The organism is Paracoccus benzoatiresistens (genome assembly GCF_026913015.1).
Classification (GTDB): Bacteria; Pseudomonadota; Alphaproteobacteria; order Rhodobacterales; family Rhodobacteraceae; genus Paracoccus; species Paracoccus benzoatiresistens.
In genome coordinates this window covers 14418-27416 of record NZ_JAPTYD010000017.1, presented here as the reverse complement: position 1 = coordinate 27416, position 12999 = coordinate 14418, and the positions used below count along the sequence as shown (strand labels likewise).

Genomic DNA, 12999 nt, shown 5'->3' with positions numbered 1-12999 from the left:
ATATCATGCGCATGATGAGAGGTGAACCATGCAAGCTGAAGCCGAACCTCGGAAGCGAACGAACCTGACGCTAGACCCCACGTTGCTGACAGAAGCCCGGTCCTTCGGGATCAATCTGTCGCAAGCGGCAGAAGCAGGTGTCAGGCGGGCTGTCGCCGTTGCAAAAGCGGAAGCTTGGAAGCGGGAGAACGCCGCCGCTTTGGAAAGCTCGAACGCGTGGGCTGATGCGCATGGCTTGCCACTCGACCAATACCGTCAGTTCTGATGGCCCGGTTTGATGTCTATGCCAGCCCTTCGGGGTCGGGCTATGTTCTCGATGTCCAGGCCGATGTTCTGGATAGCCTGAACACGCGCATCGTCGTGCCGCTGCTCCCAGTGTCACAAGCTCCGGTTCCGGCGAAGCGGCTCAATCCCGTGTTCGAGATCGGCTCGGAGCCTCATGTCATGGTCACCCAGTTCATGGCGGCTATCCCTCGGTCGCTGCTGCGCAGTCCAGTGAGCAATTTGGCCGATCAGGACAGCCCCATCATGGCTGCCCTGGACATGGCGCTGGTGGGGATTTGACGGCAGGCAGGGCTTACAAAAACCTTGGGCGGATGACCTTTCGCCAAATATACATTGAGCTGTGGCACCACCGGTCACTCACGACATCGGTGGGGAGCGACACTCTCCGCCAAAGGCTTCACTTAGTCGCTGCTGTCAGCCGTGGGGACTTGCCCGGCTTATGTGGAGAGCGCTTAGCCGCAATAATTCATGAAGTTGTCTTTTCGGACCGGATAGGCATGGCGCCGTCCATCTTGGTTTGAGACGCGCAACAGGCTTTGACGCCCGGTTTTTCGTCCCGGTCGTTGAGGCGATGTGAGATTGTGCAGGTTGATGTTTCCGGGTGAGCGGGGCGTTTGCGTCAGGCGGGACGCGGTGGTTCGAGGGCGCGGAACAGCAGAGTGAGAAGCTTCCTGCGCGGGCAGCAGGCCGGAAGCGTGATGATGATGCGGGTCTTCTTTTCGACGATTGTCGCGGCCAGCTTGAGCAGATGCAGGCGCAGCGTGTCGAACTGGGCGTGCCGCCACGGGGACCGTTTCGGACAGGCGGCGCGGAGCGTCCACCAGAGCCAGTAGGCACACCCGTGCAGCATCAGCCGCATCTGGTTGGCATTCGCCTTTGAGCAGGAGGTCCGGTCCGCGGCGAGATGGGTCTTCCAGCCCTTGATGTGGTTCTCGGCCTGACCCCGGGCAGAATAAAGCCTCTTGTAGAGATGCTTGCCGCGCCCGCCCTCGAGATTGGTCACGATATAGCGGGTGTCCCGTCCGCGGAAGCTGACCTCGACCCGGGCGATGACGCGCCGCGGCTTCGACCAGGACCCGGCCGCATAGGAGAAGGTCTTGAACCGGCGCAGCGTCGGACCGGGACTGCGGGCGTAGCGCTCGGCCGTCGAGGCTTCGAGCGGCAGGACATGTGCCGCCAGCCGCGTATTTTTCGAAAGGCCGAAGACATAGAGCAGGTCGAGCCCGTCACAGAGATCGAGAACCTGCGGGGTGCAGTAATGGCTGTCGGCCCGCAGCAGGATTTCGGTTTTGGGCCAGAAGCGGCGGATCTGCCGGATCAGCCGCCGGAGATGGGCCGCGATTTCGGCTCCTTTGGGCCGTCGGGCCGGGCGCAGCTGGGCCCCGACCAGCCGTCCCTCCCCGTCGAAGACCACGATGGGCTGGAAGCCATATTCATCGTAATACGAATTGAACAGGCGAAGCTGCTGATGGCCGTAGGCGGCATCGAAGGTGTCGTCGATATCCAGCACGATCTGCCGGGGCGCTCGGGGGAAGGACTGGCAGTAGAACCGGACCATCTCCCGCCCCATGCGGATCAGGGTCCGGACGTCGGGGAGGTTCTCCATCCGCGAGATGGTGGGCTGCGAGCAAAGAGCCGCTCCGCTTTCGGAAGCGCGTTCCAGGGCAAGCTTGAAGCTCGGATCATGGCGCAGATCGGCGGCATCATTGGCATCCTCATAGCCCGCCGCAATCATCAGGATCCGGAACCGGATGATCTCCTCGAGACTGTGCTGCACCCTGGCCGGGGCACGCGGGTCTTTCACGCACGTGGCCAGACAGCCTGCCAGACCTTCACGGCGCTCAATCTCCCGCAATAGCAGCAGCCCAGCATCCGAACTCATCCTGGCACCGTCAAATCCGAGCAGGACCTGCTTGCCATCGACCGGTGACAAACACAGACGAGAAGGTGTAGAAACATCCATGGTGAGGCGCGGCGTCCTGATCAACTGCGGTTTTTGGCGTAGGAACCACAAAGCTACAGTTCTTCAAGTGGTTAAGCCAGCCTCGCCAACCCCTCACGAATAATTCGGGTTAGCTCACTTCCCGTGCCTTTCGCTCGAAGGCGATGGCGCTTTGGAAGCCGAGTGATGATTGCCGCCTGACGGGATTATGAGAGGCCGTCGATGGATCTCGCGACGGCATTTTCGGCCTGCCGGCGAGATTGCCATGTGACCGGCCCGATCCGCTCCGACTCGATGGTCTTGAAGAACGTTTCCACCTTCTGACTGTCGGAATGGTGACACCGTCAAATGGTTCGACGCCACAAAGGTTTCAGCTTCATTCAGCCGGACAACGGGGGCCGGGATGCCTTCGTTCATATCTCCGCCATCTCGCGTTCGGGACTATCCGGCTTGGTCGACGGCCAGGAAATCTTTCCTGACCTAGAGTCAGTAGCCGGCCTGGCGCCGGAACATGCGCTCGTATTCGAGCTCGATCAAATATTCATCGTTGAGATCACTGCTGCGGGTGATACCGGCCGCAGCGGCGTTCTCGTCAAAAGCGTTGCGCTCGTCGTAGACGTCGTGGCTGATGTCGAAATCATCACTGACATGAGCGGCCTGGAACAGTTCATCATTCGCAGAGAGAACGATCATACCGCCCGCAGGAACATCGTAGACCTCGACGTAGTGGCGAGAAGCGTCGTAGGTCGCATAGGCCTTCTGAATGACATCCCCGACGTCCACGCCAAGACTCTTGGCAGCCTGCCGGGCGACGGCGGAAAAGCGATTATCGATGCGCGTTATCTTAGTCGTATTCAAGCTGGTCATCACTTAAGTCCTTTTCCTAAGCAGCAACTTGGCCGCTCCCGATGAACTCAGATTACAATGACCCTCTGTGACCGTAAAACGAAAAACACGATTTGTGAAATACTTTATGTCGTAAAATCAGTAACATATTCGTGATTACGTGCTATTTGAGGAAGGAGGAACCGCCGATAGAGTCAAAGACCAGGAAGTCGCCGCGGCTTGACGCGACCAAGAATGTCTTGGGACGGCGACGTTGGTCCAGGTTCGACGGGGGCTTGCGGTCGGAGTGAGATCCTTGATCGGAGCTGTGCCGGTACAAGAGACGGCGGCCCATACAGGGCGACCGCTGTGAGCTGCAAGCAGCGTGGGAATGGCAGGGATCTCTCAGCCGGGCGGCCCGCACTCGGAAACACGAACACCCAAACGCCGCGCCGGCTGATGAATCCGATCTATTTCCTTTTGGGCTCGCCCGGAAGGTGTCCTGATGGGCAACCCGGAAGACTGACTTCGCTGCGGATGCCGCTGTCCGATATGGGCCGACGAACCTGTGCCGGTCGAACGGAATTGCCGCAGTCTCTTGACGATCTCATGTCGTCTTGGCGATGATCGCCCATCATCATTGCCGACCTGCCGGACGTTGATCTGACCATGCCCGAACTGGCCGGATCACTTCTACACCGTTGCCTGTCGGTGGATCTTGAGGTCGACCCGAAAACCGCCCGGATCTTCGCGCTTGCCGCCGTATGGCCCGTCACACGGCCCACCATTGTGGTCAGGGGTCGGGACATGGAACCCGCGCTGGATCGGCTGGAAACTGCATCGGCCGATGTCGATCACCTGATTGGTCACAACATCCTTCGCCAGGATCTGCCGCATCTGGTCGCGGCTCGGCCGAGGTTCTCCGTGCTGTTACGCAGCAGCCTTGGGACCGTGGAAGCGCCGTACGTAAGGGACGATCTCGCCGAGGCGCGTGCATCATCACGACAGGTGCTGTAGTCGGTCGTGGCACGCTGCCAATTCTCCCAGGCTCGCGGCAAACCTCTGTGCCGTAGTCATCTGTGGCGTTCCACACGGAGTGTCCTGCCGCTAACAGGCAAGCGGACTTGCACAGCAGGACCGAGGCTTTCTCGAAAGGGCGCAAATTTTCACCAAGCCTCGGAGACCGTTCAGCAGGCTAGCCACGACCACCTCCGTTTCGGCCTTCCTCCTAGGAGGGTCGGCCTCACCAGAAGCCTCAAACAGGCACCTGTAACGGGATTTGTGACGTGGCGCGTTACAGGTAACATTTTGATAAATCAGGATTAGGTGCTTGTGTAACGGCGTAACGAGTGTAACGCCGTGAATGTGTGTGTGTATGTGTATGTCCCTGAACGTAGGAACATGTGAGTCTCTCTAAACATATATCTCTCTTTCTCTGTTACACGGTTACATTTATAGAAATATATATATCTATCAGAGACTTATGATGTAACGGCGGTTGTAACGCCGGCGTAACGCCCTTGATAGGCCGTTACAGCGGGGGCGAAAGGCGGGATGGGCCTTCCTGGACTCATCCTACGCCGCGGCTTCCGATGCGCTCCAGGGACATTGGCCGGTTCGCGTGGCATCAGGATAATCCACGGCAATCGCGGATGCGGCATGACCTGTTCCACCAGCTCACAGCAGCCGCAGATCGCCCGGCCAGAAAAATCCGGATTTTTCGTCTGCGCGCCTTATGCGGAACCCTGAAAATCCCAAGAACTTTATCTGCATTTCCACAGGATTGATTGCTTTCCTCCAGACAGATCAGGGACCTACAATGATCTCATAAACGCTAAACCGTGAACCTGATGAGGCCCGACGTGACCAACAACACCCCCGAAACCGAAACCGCAACCGCAACCGAAACTGCCACGGCCGAGACCGTCGTGCTCCAGCTGGATGTCACGCCCCAGCCGATCCCCAGCTATGCCGATGTCCTGGCTGACCTGGACCGTGTCATGACGTTCCTGTCGCTCCTGGTTACGGCGCCGGGTGCTGAGTCCAACACCGCTGCTGCGCGCCTGCTCGAGCGCGACGATCAGGCTGGTGACATGCGGATCGTGCGGATGGCGCGGGCAGCCTACGACTATGCCTATCAGGTGGGCCAAGGCCCCGGTGCGGATATCGCAGATTACGTCGACGACATTCCGACGATCATCTACAACCTGGCCCAGCAGAAGGCAGATACGTGGTTTCCGCTCCGGTTTGAGGCTCCGGGCGTGTTTGCGACCGTGCTCGAGATGGCCCTTACCCGTCTGCGCCTGGAGGCCGGTGTCACCCTGTTCTCGAGCCGGCAGCTGGCACGCCTCGCCCGGATCGATGTGAAAACCATTGATGCAATTCTCGGACAGCAGGATGTCTGGTCAGAACCCTATGGTGTCTCATTGCGCGAACTGCGGGAGATGAGCCAGGGCGATTACAACTATTGGCACGGCCAAGATTTCGTGGGCGGGCTCGAGGATGTGTCAGGCTGGCTCGCCACGCTGCCCGGTTTCATCCCCACGCGGATGAACGCGCTTTCTGCAGCAGCGTGATTTGTGATCGGAGAAAGGGCTGTGGAAAACCGCTTGCCGACTGAACGGTGCAGTCCATCTCCATCCTTGCAGTGCATGTCCCCTAGGCACTGCAAAAAAGTCCCTGCCGGCCTCATGCACCGGCAGGGGCGCCCTCCTCTCCGCAAGGGTCGAGGGGGTCCTTGGGGTAGCGGGGATGGAAGGGAGCTTCCGCCCCCTCATGGCGACCTTGTCTTTCCAGAGATCCACCTGACCGCCCACATGGGCCTATCACTAATGAATAACGTGTCATGACGAGGGTTCACCTCTTCCAGCAAGGCATCTCCGTCGCCTCGCATCACGCCTGTCTGGCATGGGAGGTCCGCTCTCTGGCCGGGCGAACGAAGCCGGATCAAGGCCGAACATGGAAATTGCAGGACATGCCGTGCTCACTCTTGTCCGGATACCGTGCAGGGCCGCCGCCGCAAGTGATTACGCAGGGCAGCAAAGCATTGCTGCGTGTCCTGAAGAAAAAAGGACATCAAGCGCTTGAGCAGGGGTGCCATAGGTCATCCTTGTCGGCCAAGCCGTCTGCCGCGCCTGCGGTTGCTGAAGCGCCTAGTTGATACAAGCGGCTGCAGTGTGCGGTCCATGTGCCCTCGGCCTCCAGGGTTTCAGGATCGAGGTGCGGACAAGGCCGCTGGGCGGGTAGGGGATAGCCGATGACCTCGCCGACGAGAACCACGCTGTCTCTTGGTGTGCTGTATGGCCGCCCCGGCTGGGAAGCGGCGCGGCATCCGCGCCGCCAAGAACGACAGGCATTGGATGGTCGCAAGGAAATCATTCCGGTCGCGGGGTCCGGGAACTGGTCCATCATTAGAAATTCTGTGATCGGGGTGAGATAGTCCCGTAGGAGCCTGAGGGACAGCCCTGAGATCAGGCTGCCCCCACAGATGGTTGCAGCACCGCCTCATCCCGGGGCCGTGGGACCTGTCGTCACGGTGTCCTCGACTGCATGTGTGGCGCGTTCACCCGATGCTGATGCCGAGCGGTCCAGGACGAGCCGGGGTCGCTCAACCACGCGCTCGCCCTGCGAGGCTTCGGTTGCGGCGATCCGGTGCAGCCAGCTGTCCAGCTCTGATCCGGACAGTTCGCGCTGTTGCTGCAACGCTGTCGCCATGGCACGCAGTAGCGGTTCATGTGCCGTCAGGAGCCTGGCTGCACGCCCCTCCGCGGCCTCGAGGCGCTGTCGCACGCGGGCCCGGACGCGTGGGTCGCGCAGCAACTCGTGCTCGGGCGCATTGATCCAGATCGGGCCATCCTCGCCGAGGCCAAGGCGCATCTCGATATGCAGCGCGAGACGGGTCGCAAGCGCGAGATCGGAGTCGCTGCTGCCACCTGCACCGGCCGAGAGCCGGCCCAGGACCAGCCCCTCCGCAACGCGGCCGGCGAGGGAATAGGCGATCTGCGCCTCCAGGTCCTGCAGCAAGCCCTCCTGCTGCGGTAGCCGGCGGTGGATCTCGCCGCCCTCGGGGGTGAGCAAGATGCGCGTCACCCGACCGCAACCGAACAATGTGGCCGCGATGGCATGGCCGCATTCATGCACTGATACCCGCCAGTCGACGCGGGCTTGAGCTGGCTCGGTGCCGATGTCGAGATGGCGCCGGAGCAGGGCGACGGACAGCTCGCCCTTGCCGTGACGCGCATCTGAGCGCGCGGCCCGGACGGCCGCATCGATGTTCGCGGCGCTCTGGCCGACGGCGGCGGTGGCCAACTCCCGTAGAACCTCGGGGCCGATCTCACCGCCGAGATGTCGCTTCAGGATGCCATGGATCGTCGCTGCATCGGGCAGGGGCATCGGGATCTTCAAATCGAACCGTCCTGGCCTCAGCACCGCCGGATCAATGCGCGTGACGTGGTTGCAGGCGCCGATGACGAGCACGCCCTCCTCACGTGCGATGGAATCCATCTCGGCCAGGAAGCCATTGACGACTTGGGTGTGATAGCGGCTGCCATGGGTGTCGGCATCGTCGCGTGAGCCTACCGCATCGATCTCGTCGATAAACAGAACCGCAGGTGCCAATCGCCGGGCTTCGGCGAAAGACTTGCGCATCTCGCGCAGCATGTCCCCCAGATGTCCTGCGCTCTGCCACGCGGCGAAACTGGCCTCGATCAGCGTTATCCCTGCCGCATTGCCCATTGCGCGGGCGAGCCAGGTCTTGCCGGTGCCTGGCGGGCCGTAGAGGAGGAGCGAGCGGCTGAGTTCGCTCCACTGGATCGTCCCGTTCTGCCAGAGCCGCAGGTCAGCCACCAGCCGCCGTGCCGCTGTAAGGGCGGCGCTGTCACCCGCCATCGCATCAAGGTCGGGATTTTCTTTCGATGGAGGTTGGCAAAGCCTCGCCAGATGCTCCGCCACCGCCGTTGCGCTTGATGCCCGCAGTGCCAGCCGCAGCATGGCGGGGGGCAGGGACGCCAGCAGGTGATCTTCGGGCAAGGTGCCCCGCAGCGCGGCCTCGTCGACTGGGTCGGCCTCACTGTGACTATGGCGCAGATGGGCGATCATCACCTCGCGCCCAAGCGGCGCCAGCCGCAGCACGGTCGGGGCGGCCTCGGCCATACCAGCTGGCAAGGCGCCATTGTCGGGGACGAGCAGGATCAAGCCGCCCGTGCGGTCGAGCGCATGGCTGATCCTGTCGTGAAAGCCCGCCAAAGCGCCGCGGCTGATCTCGCCGTCGCGCACGCCGGGCGCGAGCAGGATCACCGTATCTTCAGGACCGAGATGGCATGGCTCCGTAGTCGTGGACTGGTCCGGAGTGAACATGCCCTTTCGGATCAGCCGGGTCGCGAGATCGAGCTCGCCGGCGGCAAAGCCCGTAATCAGCGTGATGGTGCGGCGCGCGCTGCAATTCTGCATCGCTTCCTCGATCTCCGGTGTTGCGGCGAGGCGGATTGCCAGCGACAGCCAGTGCGACGGCAGGCGGTGCCGCGGCCTTGCGTCGGCGTGGTCCGCCTTGTTCTGCGGATCGGCATCGCTGTCACCATCGCCATCGCAGCGCGCATCTGCAGCTGCCGGCGTCGGAGAGGGGCCGGGCAGCCTTGCCCGCAGCGCAAGGAGGTCGTCGCGGGCATCTGGATCGTCGTCCGCATCGCCCGGCGTTCCGGCTCCCGTGCGGCCAGTCAGGTTGGTTCGGGGCGGCCAGGACGCTTCGAGGCGACCGATGATCATGTCAGCATAGGTGCGCCAGGAGGGGGCGGGGGTGTCGTGTGTGGTCATGAGAGCATCTCACTGAAAGAAGGACAGCATGCGGAGCAGGGGGCGTGCCGGTGACGCCTGCGCTCGTCTGCCGTGCGGTTTAGGAAGACATCGTGTGCCAGCCAGGCAGTCCGGTCGCGCGGCGATGCTCCTGTCAGTCCTCAGGAGCGTCGCGATCGAGATCACTCAGCAGCGTGAGGATCAGCAGGGTCAGCTTTGCGTCATAGATCTCGGAGCGCACCCTGATCTGACCGCGGTAGAGATCCGGATCGACGATCGCGTCGGGATGCGTGCGGCGCAGGCGGGCGTGGAGGCTTTTCTCCAATCGGATGGCCTCGTGGCCTGTATCGATCGGGACCATGCTCAGGATCCTGCAAGGCATGGCGCGGTCGATGCGGAGCTGATGGATCAGCCGCGACAGGGGGTCGCGCGAATACCCCGCTTTGACGACCTCACGCCCGCAGGCGAGTGTGAACTTCATCGCATACAGATAGCTCGGCGATGCGGCCCAGCCACAGCCGCAGGTGGCGCAGTCGAAACGGCCTGTCCGCATGTTGGCCCGAGCAATGCGCTGCTCGCCGCCGCAGCCACTCTCGTGGGCATATAACCTGTAGCTCGGATTGCCCTGCGGATCGGAGCCTACCAGGGTCCATCCGCGTGCCGCGGCCTCGGCCGCTTCGGTGGCGGCATGGCAGGTCTCGCAGCGCAGTTCGGTCTCACCCCGTGCGACACGCCGGACGATCTCGTGCTGACGGCGCAGCGCATGGCCACAGGCTGCACCATACCAGCTGTAATGTCGGTGGTCCGGGTCGCGGTCGAGATGCATCAGCCCCGCAGCCTCTGCATCCGCCTCAAGCCGCGCCACCAGACACGCTGGACACTGCGGTGTAGCCGCCATCAGCGTGTAGATGCGGCTGGCATGAACGTGGCCGCAGGTCTCGCAGCGGAGCGCGAGGTGATAGCGGTCGCGGACCCGCCCGGAGATGGTGAAGCCGATCTCTTCTGCGCGTGCCCACCAGTGGCCATGCACTGGCCCGGCGTAGCGGGTCGGCATGTCGTCGGGAGGGAACGTCCTGTGTCGGAACGGGATCGCCATGGGCAGGGAAAGGCTGCCCGGGGTGACAGGAGAGAGGGGATGCGTGGTCATGGTTGCTCGCCTTGACGGAAAGGGGTGGCATCGGGCACACGGGCGCCTTGTCTGGCGCAGGGGTGCAGCCGGATCGAGAGCAGTGGGAGTGCGACGTGCGGGATCGGCCCAGCCTTGCGCGCGGCCGGTTGCGGATCGCGTCCTACCTCCGGTTGCGCATCGCCCTGCTAAGGCCACGCGCGACCGGGTCTATGAGATTAGAGGAAATCCATCCGGGTCAGGACATCGACATCGAAATCCTCGCGCGGTGCGGCGCTGTAGAGATCAAGGCGTGCCATAGCGTCGATCTGGCGCCGCGCGGCGCGCAGCATGGTCCGCGTATGCGTCACCGCCGGCCCATCGGCTTCGGGAAAGACATGCCCATCCATGACAGGCAGGCGCCAGTGAAGCCGCTGGAATGTCCCTGCCTGCTCAGAGCCGATCATGCAGTCGATCAGGTGGGTCATGTCCTGCAACGCCCTGTCGCCCGCGACGCGCAGCGGTTCACGCTGGATCGCCGCCAGCAGCGTCGCGACATCCGTCTGCGCAACCTCTGCCGCGACCTGCAGAGTAGGATGCGACCAGTAGTCCACACCCTCCACTGCGCGTTCGGCAGCGACATGGCGCGAAATTGCGTCGAGGAGTTGTGGGAAGAGTTCCGTGATAGGGGAGGGGGAGGTGTGCCTCGGCAGCGCGGGGAGGGCTTCATGCGCGCCGCGGCGCGTGATAGTGCTGGCATCAGCCATGTCGGTCTCCTGATCTGAGATCGGTGTGGTCAGAGCGGAGGTGAGAGCGGGAACTCTTGCCTCCGTTCGCATAGCGTGACATCATAAAGTCTGCAAGTCAACGCACAAAAGCATGGTCATGTCAGCTTCACGAAAAATGGGACGTCCCTCTGTCGACAGCGAGGCGATCACGCTCCGCCTGCCACGCGAACTCATGGAGGCGCTAGACGAGCGCCGACGCATTGAGCCGGACCTGCCCACCCGGCCGGAAATGGTGCGCCGGTTGCTTATGGGTGTTCTCGAACTACCCAGAAAGGACCTGAACTGAAGCCGTGTTGCGCCAAGGCAAGGCTTGACGTTGCGATTGTCCTTAAGGCATCAGAGCCGGTCTTTGTCATCCGGTGGGCCTGGCCCGTACAGAGATCCCTGCTGCGCTGGAATACCCAGTTACGAGGGTTTCCCGACATCGCGAGATGATCCTCTCCTGCCCGATAACCTGCCTTGATAAGGTTTGGCCTCATATTATCGGGCGGGATAAACGCGGGTTCCCTGTCGGAGAGATGGCGCCTGTGACACTGATGCCAAGGGGCAGGTGTCTGATGCCTCCGTGCGCCGCAGAACTTTGGCATCGGCACACAACGTTCTGAAATTTCCGCGAGAGATTTTTACCCGCGACCCAAACCGAACCGCTGTCAGCACTCAGTGCCTGTCGCAATCGCATGCGGGTAAACTGCTGGTGCACGTATTCAGGGGTGCGTCAGCTCGTTTCGAGGGGAGCGGGTGGTCTGGAAGCGGCCGCCGGGCCGCTCCAGCAATCAGGACGAGACGCTTCGGCCACGGGGTGTGCGGGCCTTTGCGGAGGAGGGCGCGAGTTCGCGCAGGTAGCTGCCCAATGTGCTGGGGCTCACGCGGATGCCGCGCTGCTGGAGCATCGCAGCGATGTCGGCGAGGCCGTAGCCGCCCGAGCGCGCCGCGTGGATCTCAGGGGCCAAGGCGGCGACGGCGTCGCGGGCGGTCAGCATTGTCCTGGGCTTCTCGGGCAGCCGGGCCAGCGTGTCGCGCAGCTCCGTGATAGTCTCGAGAGTGATGGTCATCGGGCGCCTTTCCGTGTGGTTGATGAAACCATTATAGGCGTCCGTGGCCGCCACGAGACGGCCGCGTGCGCGCAATCCACAGGTGTTTGGAGCCGGTGCCGCATCGTCGAGGAGCGCATGCATTCACATGTGGATTACGGCAAGCCGGTTGTATCGCGCCGGGAAAATGTCGCTAATGTATGGGTCGGCTACTGCACAGGACCTCCGCCGACATGACCGTTCAAGACCTGCCCCTGATCCAGGGAACCATCCCATCCACTCCCGTCTCTGCCGCTGCCCAGCCGGCGAACCAGGCCCATCAGGTTGTTATCTGCGGCGACGCGCTCGAGGTCATGACCGCGATGTCAGCCGGCAGCGTTGACGTGGTGGTGACATCGCCGCCCTACAATGTTGGCGTTGCCTATCGCAGCTACGAGGACCGGATGCCTGAGGCGGCGTATCTCGCCTGGATGGAGGCGATCGCGGCGCAGATCGCGCGGATCCTTAGGGAGGATGGGGCGGCGTTCATCAACCTCGGCGCCGGTGCGAATCCTTGGCAGGCGCTCGATGTCGCGATGCAGTTCCGCCGCCACCTCGTGCTGCAGAACACGATCACCTGGGTCAAATCGATCCATGTCGACGGCGTGACACGCGGGCATGTCCGGCCAGTCAACAGCAGCCGGTTTCTCAATCGATCGCACGAATACGTCTACCACTTCACCAAGGATGGCTATGCTCCGATCGACCGTCTTGCGATCGGTGTGCCCTATACCGACAAGTCGAACGTGCGCCGCTGGAAGGCGTCCGGCCAGGACCTTCGCTGCAGCGGAAACACTTGGTTCATTCCATACAAGACGATGCGTCAGTCCTCAGAGACGCTCCGCCATCCGGCGGCCTTCCCCCTCGAACTGCCCCGCCGCTGCCTGCGCATGCATGGCAAGGAGGCCGGCACCGTGCTCGACCCGTTTCTCGGATCGGGGACGACACTGCTTGCCGCCCAGGAGCTCGGCTGGAGCGGTATCGGGATCGAGATGGACCCGCAATATGCAGAGATGGCGCGGAAGCAGATCGCTGCGGCTGCGGTCGGAGGCGCCGGATAAAGCGCCATGTCCGCATGTTGGAATCTGAAAGGACGTCAAAAAAGGACGGCCATTCCATAATCTTTATTATCGGATTAGGAGGATGTCTGCGGGCACATTCCTGCTCACGCGGGCCGTTCACCGGGTTGTTTCTTGA

The 12999-nt window shown here is 62.4% G+C and carries 11 protein-coding genes and 1 pseudogene; 6 read left to right on the top strand and 6 right to left on the bottom strand.

Annotation, left to right across the window (positions count from 1 at the left end; all coding sequences use genetic code 11):
- The first annotated feature begins 28 nt into the window (after nucleotides 1-28).
- Entirely contained in the window at nucleotides 29-265 is a 237-nt protein-coding gene (locus tag OU682_RS12660; RefSeq protein ID WP_268942494.1) for a type II toxin-antitoxin system CcdA family antitoxin, read from the top strand.
- Nucleotides 265-564 carry a CcdB family protein gene (locus OU682_RS12655; protein WP_268942493.1) on the top strand — a complete coding sequence of 100 codons (300 nt, stop codon included), beginning with the start codon at nucleotides 265-267 and terminating at the stop codon, nucleotides 562-564. The genes OU682_RS12660 and OU682_RS12655 overlap by 1 nt, the downstream gene beginning before the upstream one ends.
- Before the next feature lie 340 nt (nucleotides 565-904).
- On the opposite strand, the gene OU682_RS12650 is transcribed toward OU682_RS12655, so the two are convergent.
- Complete coding sequence (locus OU682_RS12650) at nucleotides 905-2248, bottom strand: IS1380 family transposase (RefSeq protein ID WP_268942528.1); 1344 nt, start codon at nucleotides 2246-2248, stop codon at nucleotides 905-907.
- A gap of 319 nt (nucleotides 2249-2567) precedes the next feature.
- Here OU682_RS12650 and OU682_RS12645 point away from each other — a divergent pair.
- A pseudogene (locus OU682_RS12645) lies at nucleotides 2568-2716 on the top strand (cold-shock protein); the annotation flags it as partial.
- Here OU682_RS12645 and OU682_RS12640 read toward each other — a convergent pair.
- Entirely contained in the window at nucleotides 2714-3094 is a 381-nt protein-coding gene (locus OU682_RS12640; protein WP_268942492.1) for a hypothetical protein, read from the bottom strand. The pseudogene OU682_RS12645 and the gene OU682_RS12640 sit on opposite strands and share 3 nt — an antisense overlap.
- A gap of 627 nt (nucleotides 3095-3721) precedes the next feature.
- Between OU682_RS12640 and OU682_RS12635 the strand changes: the two genes are divergently transcribed.
- Nucleotides 3722-4069 (top strand): hypothetical protein, encoded by a 348-nt coding sequence (locus tag OU682_RS12635; protein ID WP_268942491.1) that lies wholly within the window; start codon nucleotides 3722-3724, stop codon nucleotides 4067-4069.
- A gap of 845 nt (nucleotides 4070-4914) precedes the next feature.
- A complete protein-coding gene (locus OU682_RS12630) occupies nucleotides 4915-5628 on the top strand; it encodes a hypothetical protein (RefSeq protein WP_268942490.1) in 714 nt (237 codons plus the stop codon).
- A gap of 928 nt (nucleotides 5629-6556) precedes the next feature.
- On the opposite strand, the gene OU682_RS12625 is transcribed toward OU682_RS12630, so the two are convergent.
- The 4 genes from OU682_RS12625 to OU682_RS12610 all read right to left on the bottom strand — a co-directional run bounded on the left by OU682_RS12625 (nucleotide 6557) and on the right by OU682_RS12610 (nucleotide 11784).
- The gene (locus OU682_RS12625; RefSeq protein WP_268942489.1) at nucleotides 6557-8860 is read right to left on the bottom strand and encodes an AAA family ATPase; all 2304 of its coding nucleotides are present in this window, start codon (nucleotides 8858-8860) and stop codon (nucleotides 6557-6559) included.
- A gap of 133 nt (nucleotides 8861-8993) precedes the next feature.
- A complete protein-coding gene (locus OU682_RS12620; protein ID WP_268942488.1) occupies nucleotides 8994-9986 on the bottom strand; it encodes a GIY-YIG nuclease family protein in 993 nt (330 codons plus the stop codon).
- 197 nt (nucleotides 9987-10183) lie between these two features.
- Nucleotides 10184-10711: a hypothetical protein gene (locus OU682_RS12615; protein ID WP_268942487.1), complete on the bottom strand. Its 528-nt coding sequence runs from the start codon at nucleotides 10709-10711 to the stop codon at nucleotides 10184-10186.
- Nucleotides 10712-11505: 794 nt separating this feature from the next.
- Complete coding sequence (locus tag OU682_RS12610) at nucleotides 11506-11784, bottom strand: hypothetical protein (protein ID WP_268942486.1); 279 nt, start codon at nucleotides 11782-11784, stop codon at nucleotides 11506-11508.
- 212 nt (nucleotides 11785-11996) lie between these two features.
- Between OU682_RS12610 and OU682_RS12605 the strand changes: the two genes are divergently transcribed.
- Nucleotides 11997-12863 carry a DNA-methyltransferase gene (locus OU682_RS12605; RefSeq protein WP_268942485.1) on the top strand — a complete coding sequence of 289 codons (867 nt, stop codon included), beginning with the start codon at nucleotides 11997-11999 and terminating at the stop codon, nucleotides 12861-12863.
- The last annotated feature ends 136 nt before the right edge of the window (nucleotides 12864-12999 follow it).